Genomic DNA, 16,277 nt, shown 5'->3' on the forward strand with positions numbered 1-16,277 from the left:
CACGCGGATCGATCTCCATGGCGACACCTGGACGCCGGAGCCCACGCGTGATCGTCCGCATCAACTGCCGCGTGAGCCGGCGAACGTGCGCCTACTACAACCGATGGTAGACGGCGGGGTTTGCACCGCCAATTCGCAGGGCACCCAAAGTGCGGAATGTGGCGCCTACGAGTCGCCCGCGCGCAATCGCCCGGGGGAAGGCACGACAGTAGGGTCGGACAGAACTAGGCTGGTGGAGGACGTCCTTCGGCACCGGCTGCGTGCGCGCTCCACCAAGGCGCGTGGCAGTCGCCGCCGAGCGACGATTCCTCGGAGCCACAACTCGAACGAATGTCAGGAGATTTCTGCTCGTGTCGATCACAGACGATATTGACGTCCTCACCACGGCGCACCACCCGAGCGACTGGACGGACCTGGACACCCGAGCGGTCGACACCGTTCGTGTTCTGGCAGCGGACGCAGTGCAGAAGGTCGGCAACGGCCACCCCGGAACCGCGATGAGCCTTGCTCCCCTCGCCTACACCCTCTTCCAGCGCACCATGCGCCACGATCCGACCGATACGCACTGGATCGGCCGCGACCGATTCGTGCTCTCGTGCGGCCACTCGAGCCTGACGCTGTACCTGCAGCTCTACTTGGGCGGTTTCGGACTCGAACTCGCCGACATCGAGGCACTGCGCACCTACAAGTCCAAGACTCCCGGACACCCGGAGTTCCGTCACACCGACGGCGTCGAGATCACCACCGGCCCGCTCGGTCAGGGTCTGGCCTCCGCTGTGGGCATGGCAATGGCGGCGCGCCGCGAGCGCGGATTGTTCGATCCCGAGCCCGCTCTCGGCGACAGCCCGTTCGATCACTTCATCTACGTCGTCGCTTCCGACGGCGACATCGAAGAAGGCGTCACGTCCGAGGCGTCGTCGCTGGCAGGTACTCAGCAGCTCGGCAACCTGATCCTGTTCTACGACGACAACAAGATCTCCATCGAGCACTCCACCGACATCGCCCTGTCCGAGAACACGGCCGCTCGCTACGAGGCCTACGGCTGGCACGTGCAGGTGGTCGAGGGTGGCGAGAACGTCACCGCCATCGAAGAGGCCATCGAGGCCGCGAAGGCCGTCACCGACAAACCGTCGATCATCGTGCTGCGCACCATCATCGGTTTCCCGGCTCCCACCATGATGAACACCGGTGCAGTCCACGGTGCCGCACTGGGCGATGAGGAGATCGCCAAGGTCAAGCAGGCACTCGATTTCGACCCCGCCAAGACGTTCGAGGTCACCGACGAGGTCATCGGCCACACCCGCAAACTGCAGGAACGCGGCCGCAAGGCGCACGCCGACTGGACCGTCGAATTCGAGGCCTGGGCCGCGCGCGAGCCCGAGCGCAAGAAGCTGCTGGATCGACTGACTCAGGGCACGTTGCCCGAGAACTGGACCGACGTTCTGCCCACCTGGGAGCCCGGCAGCAAGGCCGTCGCCACGCGTGCGGCGTCGGGCGAGGTCCTCAACGCCGTCGGACCCGTTCTCCCGGAACTGTGGGGCGGCTCGGCCGACCTCGCCGGCAGCAACAACACGACGATCAAGGGTGCGAAGTCCTTCGGCCCCACGTCGATCTCCACCGACGATTGGGACGCCGAGCCGTACGGCCGCACGCTGCACTTCGGCATCCGTGAGCACGCGATGGGTGCCATCCTGTCCGGCATCGTCATGCACGGCCCCACCCGCGCGTACGGCGGAACGTTCATGCAGTTCAGCGACTACATGCGGCCGGCAGTGCGACTCGCGTCGTTGATGGACATCGACCCCATCTACGTGTGGACACACGATTCCGTCGGCCTCGGTGAGGACGGCCCGACGCACCAGCCGGTCGAGCACCTCGCGGCGCTGCGGGCCATCCCCAACCTGTCGGTGGTGCGCCCCGGCGACGCCAACGAGACCGCGTTCGCATGGCAGGCCGTGCTGGCCAAGTCCAGCAGCAGCGGACCCGTCGGCCTCGCGCTGACGCGTCAGGGCATCCCGATTCTCGAGGGCACCAGCTTCGAGGGCGTGTCGAAGGGCGGATACATCCTCGTCGAGTCGTCCAAGGCGACCCCGGACGTAGTACTGATCGGCACCGGTTCCGAGTTGCAGTACGCGGTCGAGGCGCAGAAGCAGCTGGAGGATCAGGGCATCGCCGCCCGCGTGGTCTCGATGCCGTGTGTCGAGTGGTTCGAGAGCCAGGACCAGAACTACCGCGACCAGGTGATCCCACCCACCGTCAAGGCACGAGTGTCGATCGAAGCCGGCATCGCAATGCCGTGGTGGAAGATCGTCGGCGGCTTCGGCGAGATCATCTCGCTCGAGCACTACGGCGAATCTGCCGACGCTGCAACACTTTTCCGCGAGTTCGGCTTCACCGCCGAGGCCGTCACCGCAGCCGCTCAGCGCTCCATCACCAACGTGAAGGGATAGTCCATGACCCAGAACAAGAATCTCGCAGAGCTCTCCACCGCCGGTATCTCGGTATGGCTGGACGACCTGTCCCGTGATCGCATCCGCTCGGGCAACTTGAAGGACCTCATCGACACCAAGAGTGTCGTGGGCGTGACGACCAACCCGTCGATCTTCCAGGCGGCGCTGAGCAAGGGCGATGCGTACAACGAGCAGGTCACCAAGCTCGCCGGCGAAGGTGCCGACGTCGAGACCACGATCCGCACGGTCACGACCGACGACGTCCGCGAAGCGTGCGACATCCTGATGCCGCAGTACGAGGCAAGTGCAGGCGTCGACGGACGGGTGTCGATCGAGGTCGATCCCCGCATGGCACACGACGCCGACAAGACGTACGAGCAGGCCGTCGAGCTGTGGAAGATCGTCGACCGCCCGAACCTGCTCATCAAGATTCCGGCCACCGAAGCCGGAATTCCGGCCATCGCCAAGGTGATCGGCGAGGGCATCAGCGTTAACGTCACGCTCATCTTTTCCGTCGAGCGCTACGAACTGGTGATGAACGCCTACCTCGACGGTCTGGAGAAGGCGCGCGCAGCCGGTCACGACCTCGACAAGATCCACTCCGTGGCGTCGTTCTTCGTCTCCCGGGTGGACAGCGAGATCGATTCCCGACTCGACGCGATCGGCACCCCCGACGCCGAGGCACTCAAGGGAAAAGCTGCTCTGGCCAATGCTCGTCTCGCGTACGTCGCGTACCAGCAGATCTTCGAGGTCGCTCCCCGGTTCCGCGAGCTCGTCGGCAGTGGCGCGCGTCCACAGCGGCCCCTGTGGGCCTCGACCGGCGTCAAGTCCGACGCCTACCCGGACACCATGTACGTCACCGAGCTCGTCTCACCGAACACGGTGAACACGATGCCGGAGAAGACCATGGACGCAGTTGCCGATCACGGCGAGATCGTCGGCGACACCGTCTCGGGCAAGGGACCGGAATCACAGGAGATCTTCGACCGGATCTCGGCTCTCGGAATCGACATCTCGGACGTCTTCGTGACGTTGGAGAACGAGGGCGTGCAGAAGTTCGAGGCGGCCTGGAACGAGTTGCTCGACGCCACCGGCGAGCAGCTTCGCCAAGCAGGTCAGAAGAGCTGACCGACTGTGCCCACCGCAGAAACCGAACCTCTCCACTCCGCGGACTGGCTCAATCCTCTCCGCGACGCACGAGACAAACGACTCCCCCGCATTGCGGGCCCGTGCAGCATGGTCATCTTCGGGGTGACCGGCGATCTCGCGCGTAAGAAGCTCATGCCTGCGGTGTACGACCTGGCGAACCGGGGGCTCCTACCCCCCGGTTTCGCCCTGGTCGGATTTGCCCGGCGGGAATGGCAGAACCAGGACTTCGCCAAGATCGTGCACGACTCCGTGCGCGATCACGCACGAACACCGTTCAGCGAGGAGGTGTGGAACACCCTCGCCGAGGGTTTCCGCTTCGTCCAGGGCACGTTCGACGACGACGCGGCGTTCGACGAGCTGTCCCGAACGCTGACCGAGCTCGACGAGACCCGTGGCACCGGCGGCAATCACGCCTTCTATCTGTCCATCCCGCCCAGCGCGTTCCCCGTCGTCCTCGAGCAGCTGTCTCGCTCCGGTCTGGCACAGAGCAACGACGGCAATTGGCGACGCGTCGTCATCGAGAAGCCGTTCGGACACGACCTGCAGAGCGCGAAAGAGCTCAATGCGGTCGTGAACCGAGTGTTCCCCGAGGACACCGTGTTTCGCATCGACCACTATCTCGGCAAGGAGACGGTGCAGAACATCCTGGCACTGCGCTTCGCCAACCAGTTGTTCGATCCGATCTGGAACGCACACTATGTCGACCACGTTCAGATCACGATGGCCGAGGACATCGGATTGGGCGGTCGCGCAGGGTATTACGACGGCATCGGAGCGGCACGCGACGTCATCCAGAATCACCTTCTGCAGCTGCTCGCCATCACTGCGATGGAGGAGCCGGTCAGCTTCAACCCCAAGGAGCTGCAGTCGGAGAAGATCAAGGTGCTCTCGGCAACCAAGCTCGCCGAACCACTCGATCGCACCTCCGCTCGCGGTCAGTACTCCGCAGGGTGGCAGGGCAGCCAGAAAGTGAAGGGGCTCAAGGAAGAGGAGGGTTTCGACTCCGAGTCCAACACGGAAACCTACGCTGCCATCACCCTCGAGGTGGATACGCGACGGTGGGGTGGAGTTCCGTTCTATCTTCGTACCGGCAAGGCACTCGGGCGTCGAGTCACCGAGATCGCGATGGTGTTCAAACGTGCTCCACATCTGCCCTTCGATGCCACGATGACCGAAGAACTCGGTCAGAATGCGCTGGTGATCCGAGTCCAGCCCGACGAGGGCGTGACGATGCGGTTCGGTTCGAAGGTGCCGGGATCGAGCATGCAAGTGCGCGACGTCAGCATGGACTTCAGCTACGGCCAGGCGTTCACCGAATCCTCGCCGGAGGCATACGAGCGACTCATCCTCGACGTGTTGCTCGGCGAGCCCTCGCTGTTCCCGGTCAACGCGGAGGTCGAACTGTCGTGGAAGATCCTCGACCCGATCCTCGACTTCTGGGCGTCGGGTGGCACTGCGGAACCGTACGAAGCCGGCACCTGGGGTCCTTCCTCGGGTGACGAGATGATGCACCGCACCGGACGCGAATGGAGAAGGCCGTGATTGTCGATATCCCCGCCACGACGACGGCCGAGGTCGGCAAGAAGTTGGTGGAGGTTCGCGAGGCAGGTGGCGCGGTGACGATCGGCCGTGTCCTGACACTGATCGTTGCCAGTCGCGATCCGGCCAAGGCCGAGCGAGCGATCGACGCAGCGAACGAGGCGAGCCGCGAGCATCCGTGCCGCGTCATCGTCCTCATTCACGGCGATCGGTCGGCCGAGTCGCGCCTCGACGCCCAGATTCGCGTCGGCGGTGACGCGGGTGCGTCGGAGGTCGTCGTGTTGCGCCTGAACGGCGAGCTCGCTGATCACGAGCACAGCGTGGTCATTCCGTTCCTGCTTCCCGACACCCCGATCGTGGCATGGTGGCCCGACGAGGCACCTGCAGTTCCGGCGAAGGATCCGCTGGGCCGCTTGGCAATTCGGCGAATCACCGATGCCACCAATTCCCCCGACACGACCGCGACCATCAAGGGGCGGTTGAGCAGCTACACCGAGGGTGACACCGACCTTTCGTGGAGCCGCATCACCTACTGGCGCGGTCTGTTGGCCACTGCCCTCGACCAGGCTCCGTACGAGGCGGTCGTCTCGGCGACGGTATCGGGACTGGCCGAGGAGCCGGCACTCGACATCCTGGCCGGTTGGCTGGCCGCCAAACTGGACGTGCCGGTGTATCGCCGAGCGGGTGAACTGAAGGTGGAGCTGATCAGAGAGAACAGCAGCATCTCGTTGACGCGTCCGCAGACCGGCAAGACCGCCACGTTGCGGCGCACCGGGCAGCCCGACGCCGAGGTGGCACTCGCCCGACGCAACACCCGCGAGTGCCTGGCCGAGGAACTGCGCCGACTCGACACGGACGAGATCTACGAACTGGCCCTGCACGGACTGTCGAAAGTGAGCTATGAGTAAGACATCGGTCCTTCAGTACCTGGACTCGCAGGCGTTGGTCGACGCCGCCCGGTCTCGATTTGTGGAGGTCGTCACGGCCGCGCAGGCCGAGCGAGGCTCGGCCTCGGTGGTGCTCACCGGAGGTGGCACGGGTATCGCCCTGTTGGAGGCGCTTCGCCAGGATTCCGGATCCATCGACTGGGCCGCCGTCGACATCTACTTCGGCGACGAGCGATTCCTGCCCTCGGGTGATTCCGAACGCAACGAGGTTCAGGCTTCGGAGGCACTGTTCGATCACGTCGACGTGCATCCGGATCGCATCTTCCGGATGGCCGCGTCCGACGGACCTCACGGAAGCGATCCCGAGGTGGCCGCGGCGGCGTATGCGCAGACCCTGCATTCCGGATCCGAGAGCGAGCCGACGCCCACTTTCGACATCCACCTGCTGGGAATGGGCGGCGAGGGGCACATCAATTCGCTGTTCCCCCACACCGATGCAGTCCGGGAACAGCATCGGTTCGTCGTGGCGGTCGAGGACTCCCCCAAGCCTCCGCCCGTGCGAATCACATTGACGCTGCCCGCCGTTCGCCGCGCACAGCACGTGTGGCTGCTCGTATCGGGAGCGAACAAGGCCGATGCCGTTGCCGCGGCGGTCGGCGGGGCCGATCCCGACGACATCCCGTCGGCCGGCGCGCTGGGCACCGAATCGACTGTCTGGTTCCTCGATGCCGGCGCAGCGTCCAAGCTGGACACTGTCTGATCTACCCGCTCAGCTGGGTTCCGCGGCGTCGGGGTCACATCTCGGCCGATTGCCCTCGTACTCGCTGACGCCCCAGGCACGTCCTGTCGTCGAGTTACGGATCCGCCTACCGTTCGCGCGGTAGGCGGATCCGTCTCGCCAGGCATCGGTGTCGTTGCTGCACTGCCTCATACCTCGTTGGACGCGACCGACCGCCGACCGGTTCCTCACCCGTCGCTAGCCGCTGTTGCGCAGCGCAGTCGCCAGACCGTTCATCGTCAACAGGATTCCACGCTTGACGCGCTCGTCGTCGTCACCGCTGCGGTAACGGCGCAGCATCTCGACCTGCATCTGATTGAGTGGTTCGAGGTACGGGAACCGGTTGTGCACGGAGCGCTCCAGGGACGGGTTGTCTTCGAGCAGTCGACTGTGGCCGGTGATCTTCAGGTACATCCGCACCGTCGTGGCGTGCTCTGCCTCGATCATGCCGAAGATCCGGGCCCGCAGATCGGCGTCCGGAACCAACTCGGCGTAGCGCGCCGCGATACCCAGGTCCGACTTGGCCATGACCTGCGCGAGGTTGGACAGCACCGTCTGGAAGAACGGCCACTTTCGATAGAGGTCGGTCAGCACCTCGAGCTTGGAATCGTCGTCGCCGACCCACTCCTCGAACGCCGAACCGGTGCCGTACCACCCGGGCAGCATGACGCGGCACTGACTCCACGACATCACCCACGGGATGGCACGCAGGTCGTACACCGAGTTCGTCGGCTTCCTCGATGCCGGACGGGAGCCGATGTTCAGCTCGCCGACCTCCGCCACCGGCGTCGACGTGCGGAAGTATTCGACGAAACCGGGCTCCTCGTGCACCAGCCGGCCGTATGCCGCGCGGGCTTTCGCCGCGAGGTCGTCCAGGACGTCGTATGCGGCTTCTGCGCCGTCCCCGAGGCCCTCGACGTCCAGCAAAGTCGATTCGAGGGTTCCCGCCACCAGGGACTCGAGGTTGCGGCGCGCCATGGACGGCTCGGCGTACTTCGCCGCGATGATCTCACCCTGTTCGGTCAGACGCAGGGATCCCTGCACCACGCCGGGCGGCTGGGCCAGGATCGCGTCGTAGCTGGGGCCGCCGCCGCGGCCGACCGTGCCACCGCGACCATGGAAGAGTCGCAGTCGAATTCCCGTCTTGCGCGATGCTTCGAGCAGGTCCAACTCGGCACGGTAGAGCGCCCAGTTCGCAGCGAGGTACCCACCGTCCTTGTTCGAGTCCGAATATCCGAGCATGACTTCCTGATTCATGCCGCGCCCGGCCACCAGCGCGCGGTAGATCGGAACGTCGAGCGTGGCGAGCAGCGTCGCCGCACCCTGCTGAAGGTCCTCGATGGTCTCGAACAGCGGAACCACGCCGACGGTCGACGTGGGTGAGGAGCCGTCGGTGCCAGGGTCGAAGATGCCTGCTTCCTTGAGCAGCAACGCCGCTTCGAGCATGTCGCTGACCGACTGACACATACTGATGATGTAGTTCTGGATGGTGTCGGGGCCCAGGTGATCGATAGCCTCCTTGGCCGCCCTGACGATGCCCAGTTCCTTGGTGGCGAGCTCACTGAGCTGCGCGTTGGGGCCGACGAGCGGCCGCCTGGTCGCGAGTTCCTGCGACAGCACCGAGACCCGCTCGTCCTCTTCGAGGGACATGTAGTCGGAGTGAACACCGGCCCACGCCAGCAGCTCGGCGACCACTTCCTCGTGGGTCTCGGAGTTCTGCCGCATGTCCAATGCCTGCAGATGGAAGCCGAACGTCTCGACCGACTGTCGGAGCCGCAGCAGACGATCGTCGGCGATCAAGGCATCTCCGTCGGCGCGTAGAGCACGGTCGATGATGTCGAGGTCGTCGAGAATGGCCTGTGGACCGTCGTACTGCTGCGCCCCGAGGTCGATCCCGGAGACCGGCACGGCGTCGAGTACCGCCTCGGCAGTGGCCGTGAGACGGGCCCGGATGCCGACGACAGCGACGCGATACGGTTCGTCCGATCGGCGATCGTCCGGCTCGGCCGATGCGCCGGCCAGAGCTGCGAGATCCTCGGTGACGTCCACCAGGCGCGCGGACATCGAGAGTTCCTTCTCCAGCCCGACCAGCTCGTCCAGGTAGTGCTCGAACGCGACGTACCCCGCCTGATGTGTCGCGGTGTGGACCACGTCCGCGGTGACGTTCGGGTTACCGTCGCGGTCACCGCCGATCCACGAGCCAGGGCGCAGAATGGGACGCGGCAGCAGGTCGTCCTCGGGCCACCGCGCGCGCAGAGCGGCGCGCACATCCGCGTTGAGGGCGGGCATGACGTCGAACAGGGAGGACTCGAAGTATCGGAGTCCGACCTCGATCTCGTCCTGAATCCGCAAGCGCGACAACCGAATCAGAGCCGTCTCCCACAGAGTCAGCACCTGCCTGCGGATCTGCACGTCGATGGCGGCCAGTTCCTTCGCGGCACTGGCGGCCTTGCCCTCGCGAGCGGCAGTGGCGACATCGCGGCGGCGCATCAGTTCGGTGATCTTCGATTGGACATCGAACACGGTCCGGCGACGCGTCTCGGTGGGGTGTGCGGTGATCACCGGAGCCACCAGCGCGTCCGTCAGTGCCGCGGCCACCTGCTCGCGCGACGGTGCTGCCGAATCGATCTTGAGCCAGGTGGCGTCGAGACTGCTGTCCTGCGGCGGATCCTCGCGGTCGAGGTGAATCGCGCGTCGGCGCTCGCGGTGCAGGTCCTCGGCAAGATTGGCCAGCAATGAGAAGTGACTGAATGCTCGAATGAGTGGAACTGCTCGAGCCACTTCGACGTCGGTGTAGCGACCGACCGAATCGTCTCGCTCGATCTCGGATCTGCGTACCGCGAAGGACTCGACGCGTGCCGCCTCGATCAGGTCGAATACGTCGTCGCCTTCGTGCTCACGGATGATCTCACCCAGGATGCCGCCGAGATAGCGGATGTCCTCACGGAGTGGCTCGGTCAACTCCCGACCCTGAGCTGTCGGTGGAACGAAGGCTGGGGATCCGACTGAGTCGTAGGAGGATTCGCTCATCCACTCAGTATCGTCGCTTCGCGACCAACTCGCACTCGGAGCCGAGGTGGATCAGGTGTACTTGATCTCCAGACCGATACCGAGGATGGCGATGAGCCAGATGATGCCGGTGAAGACGGTGAGGCGATCGAGATTCTTCTCCACGACCGTGGAACCGGAGAGGCTGGACTGCACTCCGCCACCGAACAGGCTGGACAATCCGCCACCCTTGCCGCGATGCAGCAGGATCAGCAAGATCAGTGCCAGGCTGGTGATGACCAGCAGAATATCCAGAAACAGATCCATGTCCACCTCAAACTCGATTCGATGCCTTCAGCAGCCTACCTGGCCCCGCGAACGGCTTCGGACACCCCGCCGAAGCGAGGTGTCCGAAACCAGGTCTGTCCAGCGGTGCCGATGACCGATCAGGGCAAGGGGCCGCCTGCGGCGATGGCAGACAACGTGGCGAACTCGTCTGCCTTGAGCGAAGCGCCACCGACCAGTGCGCCGTCGACGTCGGGCTGACCGACGATCTCGCCGACGTTCTTCGCGTTCACCGAACCGCCGTACAGCACGCGCACTCCGGCGGCGACCTCGTCGGAGGACAGCGCCTTCAGTTCCTCGCGAATTGCACCGCACACTTCCTGAGCGTCCGACGCCGACGCGACCCGGCCGGTGCCGATCGCCCACACCGGCTCGTAGGCGATGACGATCTTGGAGATATCGTCGGCCGACAGTCCGCTGAGCGAACCACGCAGCTGGGTGACGTTGTAGGCCACGTGCTCGCCGGCCTCCCGGATGTTCAGACCCTCGCCGATGCACACGATCGGAGTGAGGCCGTTCTTCAGGGCCGCCTTCGTCTTGGCGAGTACGACGGCGTCGTCCTCGCTGTGCAGCGTGCGTCGTTCGGAGTGACCGACGACGACGAAGGTGCACCCCAGCTTGGCCAGCATCGATCCGCTGATCTCGCCGGTGAAAGCACCCTTGTCCTCGGACGAGACGTCCTGTGCACCGTAGGTGAGGAGGAGTTTGTCGCCCTCGACCAGAGTCTGCACGCTGCGGATGTCGGTGAACGGCGGGATCACCGTCACGTCGACCTTGTCGAAGTACTTCTCGGGCAACGAGAACGCGATCTTCTGCACCAGCGAGATGGCCTCGAGGTGATTGAGGTTCATCTTCCAGTTGCCCGCGATGAGCGGCTTACGTGCCATGCGTTACGCCTCCAGGACGGATAGGCCGGGGAGCTGCTTGCCTTCGAGGTATTCGAGGGATGCACCACCGCCGGTGGAGATGTGCGAGAAGCCGTCGTCGGGCAGTCCGAGGGTGCGCACGGCAGCCGCGGAATCGCCGCCGCCGACGACGCTGAACGCGCCCTTCTCGGTGGCTCCGATGATCGCTTCGGCAATGCCCTTGGTTCCGGCCGCGAACTTGTCGAACTCGAACACTCCGGCCGGTCCGTTCCAGAAGACGGTCTTGGCATTCGAGAGGACGACGGCGAAACGACTGACCGAGTCCGGCCCTATGTCCAGGCCCATCCAGCCGTCCGGAATCTCGGACGCCTTGACGGTCTTCGCCTCGGCGTCTGCAGCGAACTTGTCCCCGACGACGATGTCGACGGGCAGGTGGATCACGTCGCCGAAACGCTCGAGCAGGTCCTTGCAGACTCCGATCTGATCCTCCTGAAGGAGCGAGTTTCCGACCGAATAACCTTGTGCCGCAAGGAAAGTGAAGGCCATTCCGCCTCCGATGACGAGGGTGTCGACCTTGGGAGCCAATGCCTCGATGACGCCGAGCTTGTCCGAGACCTTGGAGCCGCCGAGCACCACCGCATACGGACGCGCAGCGTCCTCGGTGAGCTTGGCCAGCACCTCGACCTCGGCCGCGACGAGGGTGCCCGCGTAGTGGGGCAGCAACTGCGCCACGTCGTAGACCGACGCCTGCTTGCGGTGCACGACGCCGAATCCGTCGGAGACGAACGCCGCGTCGTCGCCGGCCAACGCAACGAGCTCACGTGCCAGAGCAGCTCGCTCGGACTCGTCCTTGCTGGTCTCACGGGGATCGAAGCGAATGTTCTCGAGCAGCAGCACGTCGCCGTCGGTCAGACCCTCGGCGCGAGCCTCGGCATCTTGGCCCACCACGTCGCCCGCGAGCTGAACATGGCGTCCGAGCAGCTCCCCGAGCTTCGCTGCCACCGGAGCCAGGCTGTACTTCGCGTCGGGCTTGCCGTCGGGACGACCGAGATGCGCGGTGACGATGACCTTGGCACCGGCCTCGACCAGGGCCCGAAGAGTCGGGATCGACGCCTGGATACGGCCGGGATCGGTGATCGTGCCGTCCTCGAGCGGGACGTTGAAGTCCGATCGCACGAGTACGCCACGGCCTTCGACACCGGCATCGAGCAGATCCTGCAGTGTCTTGACAGCCATCGGTGTCAGAGGGACTTGCCGACGAGACCGATGAGGTCGGCGAGGCGGTTGGAGTAGCCCCACTCGTTGTCGTACCAGGAGACGATCTTGACCTGGTCGTCGATGACCTTCGTCAGCGGCGCGTCGAAGATCGACGAGTGCGGGTCGGTGACGATGTCCGAGGACACGATCGGGTCGGTGTTGTACTTCAGAATGCCCTTGAGGGGACCCTCGGCAGCTGCCTTCATCGCGGCGTTGATGTCGTCGGCGCTGGCCTTCTTCTTCAACAGTGCGGTGAGGTCGGTGACCGAGCCGGTGGGGATCGGTACCCGGAGCGCGTAGCCGTCGAGCTTGCCGAGCAGCTGCGGGAGGACCAGGCCGATGGCCTTGGCCGCGCCGGTGCCGGTGGGCACCACGTTGAGAGCTGCAGCGCGGGCGCGACGCAGATCGCTGTGCGGGCCGTCCTGGAGGTTCTGATCCTGCGTGTACGCATGGATGGTGGTCATGAGACCGGAGACGATGCCGAACTCGTCGTCGAGAACCTTGGCGATGGGGCCGAGGCAGTTGGTGGTGCACGACGCGTTGGAGATGATGTTCTGGCTGCCGTCGTACTTGTCGTCGTTGACGCCCATCACGATGGTGATGTCCTCGCCCTTGGCGGGCGCGGAGATGATGACCTTCTTGGCGCCGGCATCGATGTGGCCCTGAGCCTTCGCAGCGTCGGTGAAGATGCCGGTGGACTCGACGACGACGTCGACGCCCAGGTCACCCCACGGAAGTGCGGACGGGCCCTCGCGCAGCGACAGTGCCTTGATCTTCTGGCCGCCGACGACGATGGTGTCCTCGCCCTCGAGCGAGACGTCGTGCGGCAAGCGGCCCAGGATCGAGTCGTACTTGAGCAGGTGTGCGAGCGATGCGTTGTCGGTCAGGTCGTTGACAGCAACGATTTCGATGTCGGTGGTACCGAGCGCCTTCTGCGCGTCGACAGCCCTGAAGAAGTTACGCCCGATGCGGCCGAAGCCGTTGACGCCTACCCGGATCGTCACTGTTCGCTCCTAAAAGTTGTGAAAACAGATGTCTGATTGTGCCGGCGTGCGGGGTGCCACACGCGGTACCCACCCTAGTGTGCGCGCAGGCAGAGCGCGCGCATCACGTCGTCGGGGCGATCATGCCTCGTCGAGCAGCTCGGCGGTGACCGCGGACTCGGTGTCGGGAATCCCGGTCTCCTTGGCCTTGCGGTCGGCCATGGACAGCAGGCGTCGAATTCGACCTGCCACGGCGTCCTTGGTCATCGGCGGATCGGCCAACTGGCCGAGCTCCTCCAACGACGCCTGCCGATGTTGGACTCGGAGCGAGCCTGCGGCGGCCAGATGATCCGGCACGTCGTCGCCGAGAATGTGCAGGGCCCGCTCGACACGCGCTGCGGCCGCGACTGCCGCTCTGGCCGAGCGACGCAGGTTGGCGTCGTCGAAGTTGGCGAGTCGATTCGCGGTGGCTCTGACTTCGCGTCGCATGCGTCGTTCTTCCCAGATCAGCCGGGTGTCCTGTGCTCCCATTCGGGTGAGCAGGGCTCCGATCGCTTCGCCGTCGCGAACGACCACTCGATCGGTGCCGCGGACTTCACGAGCCTTGGCGGCCACCCCGAGGCGCCGAGCGGCTCCGACCAGCGCGAGTGCTGCCTCCGGTCCGGGGCAGCTGATCTCGAGGGCCGAGGATCGACCCGGTTCGGTGAGCGAACCGTGTGCCAGGAACGCGCCACGCCATGCGGCCTCGGAGTCCCCGACCGTGCCGCCGACGACCTGAGCGGGCAGGCCCCGAACCGGACGACCGCGCAGATCCAACAGGCCGGTCTGCCGGGCCAGCGCCTCGCCGTCCTTGGCCACCCGGACCACGTAGCGAGAGGTCTTGCGGAGCCCGCCTGCACCGAGCATGTGCACGTCGGAGGAGTAGCCGTACAGCTCGAAGATCTCGCGACGCAGTCGTCTCGCGATGGACCCGAGGTCCACCTCGGCCTCGACCACCACCCGGCCCGCCACGATGTGCAGTCCACCGGCGAATCGCAGGAGTGCGGACACCTCGGCCTTGCGGCAACTGACCTGACTGACGGTGAGCCTGCTCAGCTCGTCCTTGACCTCCGCTGTCATGGCCACGAAGTGATCCCCTCTCTGCGCGCGGCGGTCGGTTCGGTGCCGTCGGTGGACGACACGATGGAACCGAGAGCCGCAGCAAGCTTGCCGTAATGATGTGCGTGGGTGCCGTTTTCGGCAACGTCGACGTAGACGACCTCGGCACCGAGCCGGGCTGCGGCCCGCGCTACGTGCTCGCGGTTGCTGCCTTCCGGGACCGAGGCGGAATCGACCAATACGTAGTCGATTCCCAAATCAGGTGCGTGTTGGGAGAGTACGTGGACATGCCGCTCGGCGGAGAATCCGGTGGTCTCCCCCAGCTCGGGTGCCAGGTTCAGCACGAGTACCTTCGGCGCGCTCGTGCGAGCCAGCGCGGTGAGCTGATCTGGCACCAGTACGTGCGGGATCACGCTCGAAAACCACGATCCCGGTCCGAGCACCACCAGGTCGGCCCTCTCGATGGCCGCGAGTGCATCCGCGGACGCGGGCGGTTCGGGTGGAAGCAGTCGCACGCGGCGAACCTTGCCCGGAGTCGTGGCCACTGCCACCTGACCCCGGATGACGCGGCTCACCCGAGGGTCGTCCTCCAGACCGGAGACGTCCGCCTCGATGTCGAGTGCGATGGGCGACATCGGCAGCACTCGTCCGTCGATTCCGAGCATCCGCACCATCTCGTCCAGTGCAGCGATCGGGTCGCCCAACACCTCGGTGAGGCCGGCGAGGATGAGGTTGCCCACAGAATGTCCGGCCAACGCACCCGTGCCACCGAAGCGGTGCTGCAGCACGTCGGTCCACAACTGCGTTCGGTCGTCTGAGCGCGCCAGTGCGGCCAACGCCATGCGCAGGTCCCCGGGCGGAATGACGCCGAGTTCGGCCCGCAGCCGTCCCGAGGATCCACCGTCGTCGGCGACGGTGACGATGGCAGTGACGTCGTGTGCGAGCAACCGGGCCGCCGAGAGCGTGGCGTACAGCCCGTGACCGCCTCCGAGGGCGACGATCCTGGGGCCGGCCCCCGATGCCGTGGTGTGATCCTGGCTCATTCGCGACCCAGATCCCGATGCAGCACACGCACCGACACATCACCCTGCTCGGCGAGTAACCCGGCCAGTGCCTCGGTCATCGCGACACTTCGATGCTTCCCTCCGGTGCAGCCCACGGCCACCGTCATGTATCTCTTGCCTTCCCGCACGTACCCCTCGATCGTCAGATTCAGCAGGTGCGTGTACGTCTGCAGATAGTCGTGTGCCCCGTCCTGCCCCAGCACGTAGTCGCGAACGTCCGCATCCTGACCGCTGTGTTCGCGCAACTCGGGAACCCAGTGCGGATTGGGCAGAAATCGCACGTCGCAGACCAGGTCGGCGTCCATCGGCAGGCCGTATTTGAACCCGAAGGACTGCACGGTGACGCCGACGCCGGTGGTGTCGGCGTCACCGAACACCGTCTCGATCTTGCGGCGCAGCTGATGCACCGACAGCGATGTGGTGTCCACCGTGAGATCGGCCGCTGCCTTGACCTGGGCGAGCCGCAACCGTTCGGCGGTGATGCCCTCGGTCAACGTTCCGTCCTGACCGTCGTTCTGTAGTGGATGGCTACGCCGGTTGGACTCGAACCGACGGATCAGCACGGCGTCCGACGCGTCGAGGAAGAGCACGCGATTACGCACGCCCTTGGAGTCCAGTTCCTTCACCACCCACCCCAGATCGCCGGTGAACAGCCGGCTGCGGACGTCCATCACCAGTGCAAGTCGCTCGATTCGGGGCTTGGACTCCAGTCCGAGATCGACCATCTTGGAGATGAGCTCAGGAGGCAGGTTGTCGGCCACGTACCAGCCGAGGTCCTCGAGGATCTTGGCTGCGGTGCGCAGTCCTGCACCGGAAACTCCCGTCACCAACGCGACTTCGATCTCGTCGTGCCCGGACCCTGCCTCGAAGGGC

The 16,277-nt window shown here is 65.4% G+C and carries 13 protein-coding genes; 5 read left to right on the plus strand and 8 right to left on the minus strand.

Translation table 11 applies throughout. The annotated features are described in order from the left end of the window. Window positions 1–350: 350 nt before the first annotated feature. From tkt to pgl, 5 genes are read left to right on the plus strand one after another with little or no spacing between them, the layout of a single operon-like run. Window positions 351–2,450, plus strand: coding sequence for a transketolase (tkt, locus tag MTX35_RS00560; RefSeq protein ID WP_243593104.1), 2,100 nt, complete (start codon window positions 351–353; stop codon window positions 2,448–2,450). A gap of 3 nt (window positions 2,451–2,453) precedes the next feature. Beyond that, window positions 2,454–3,578 carry a transaldolase gene (gene tal / locus MTX35_RS00565; RefSeq protein ID WP_243593105.1) on the plus strand — a complete coding sequence of 375 codons (1,125 nt, stop codon included), beginning with the start codon at window positions 2,454–2,456 and terminating at the stop codon, window positions 3,576–3,578. A 6-nt stretch (window positions 3,579–3,584) separates the two neighbouring features. Next, window positions 3,585–5,141: a glucose-6-phosphate dehydrogenase gene (zwf, locus tag MTX35_RS00570; protein ID WP_243593106.1), complete on the plus strand. Its 1,557-nt coding sequence runs from the start codon at window positions 3,585–3,587 to the stop codon at window positions 5,139–5,141. Further along, entirely contained in the window at window positions 5,138–6,046 is a 909-nt protein-coding gene (opcA, locus tag MTX35_RS00575; RefSeq protein ID WP_243593107.1) for a glucose-6-phosphate dehydrogenase assembly protein OpcA, read from the plus strand. The genes zwf and opcA overlap by 4 nt, the downstream gene beginning before the upstream one ends. Next, the gene (pgl, locus tag MTX35_RS00580) at window positions 6,039–6,785 is read left to right on the plus strand and encodes a 6-phosphogluconolactonase (RefSeq protein ID WP_243593108.1); all 747 of its coding nucleotides are present in this window, start codon (window positions 6,039–6,041) and stop codon (window positions 6,783–6,785) included. The genes opcA and pgl overlap by 8 nt, the downstream gene beginning before the upstream one ends. A gap of 216 nt (window positions 6,786–7,001) precedes the next feature. On the opposite strand, the gene ppc is transcribed toward pgl, so the two are convergent. The 8 genes from ppc to rapZ form a co-directional block, all read right to left on the minus strand. Continuing rightward, window positions 7,002–9,833: a phosphoenolpyruvate carboxylase gene (ppc, locus tag MTX35_RS00585; RefSeq protein WP_243593109.1), complete on the minus strand. Its 2,832-nt coding sequence runs from the start codon at window positions 9,831–9,833 to the stop codon at window positions 7,002–7,004. Between the two features lie 51 nt (window positions 9,834–9,884). Beyond that, window positions 9,885–10,118 carry a preprotein translocase subunit SecG gene (gene secG, locus MTX35_RS00590; RefSeq protein ID WP_032398009.1) on the minus strand — a complete coding sequence of 78 codons (234 nt, stop codon included), beginning with the start codon at window positions 10,116–10,118 and terminating at the stop codon, window positions 9,885–9,887. 119 nt (window positions 10,119–10,237) lie between these two features. Continuing rightward, the gene (tpiA, locus tag MTX35_RS00595) at window positions 10,238–11,023 is read right to left on the minus strand and encodes a triose-phosphate isomerase (protein WP_243593110.1); all 786 of its coding nucleotides are present in this window, start codon (window positions 11,021–11,023) and stop codon (window positions 10,238–10,240) included. Window positions 11,024–11,026: 3 nt separating this feature from the next. Continuing rightward, entirely contained in the window at window positions 11,027–12,238 is a 1,212-nt protein-coding gene (gene pgk / locus MTX35_RS00600; RefSeq protein WP_243593111.1) for a phosphoglycerate kinase, read from the minus strand. A 5-nt stretch (window positions 12,239–12,243) separates the two neighbouring features. Beyond that, on the minus strand, window positions 12,244–13,263 hold the full coding sequence (gene gap / locus MTX35_RS00605) for a type I glyceraldehyde-3-phosphate dehydrogenase (RefSeq protein ID WP_032365753.1): 1,020 nt from the start codon (window positions 13,261–13,263) through the stop codon (window positions 12,244–12,246). 120 nt (window positions 13,264–13,383) lie between these two features. Further along, window positions 13,384–14,367: a DNA-binding protein WhiA gene (gene whiA / locus MTX35_RS00610; RefSeq protein WP_032398005.1), complete on the minus strand. Its 984-nt coding sequence runs from the start codon at window positions 14,365–14,367 to the stop codon at window positions 13,384–13,386. Beyond that, window positions 14,358–15,383 carry a uridine diphosphate-N-acetylglucosamine-binding protein YvcK gene (gene yvcK, locus MTX35_RS00615; RefSeq protein ID WP_243593112.1) on the minus strand — a complete coding sequence of 342 codons (1,026 nt, stop codon included), beginning with the start codon at window positions 15,381–15,383 and terminating at the stop codon, window positions 14,358–14,360. Before yvcK ends, whiA begins: the two co-directional genes overlap by 10 nt. Beyond that, the gene (gene rapZ, locus MTX35_RS00620; RefSeq protein WP_243593593.1) at window positions 15,380–16,246 is read right to left on the minus strand and encodes an RNase adapter RapZ; all 867 of its coding nucleotides are present in this window, start codon (window positions 16,244–16,246) and stop codon (window positions 15,380–15,382) included. The genes yvcK and rapZ overlap by 4 nt, the downstream gene beginning before the upstream one ends. Window positions 16,247–16,277: the final 31 nt, after the last annotated feature.

The sequence above is a fragment of the Rhodococcus sp. ARC_M12 genome (assembly GCF_022810385.1).
Classification (GTDB): Bacteria; Actinomycetota; Actinomycetes; order Mycobacteriales; family Mycobacteriaceae; genus Rhodococcoides; species Rhodococcoides navarretei.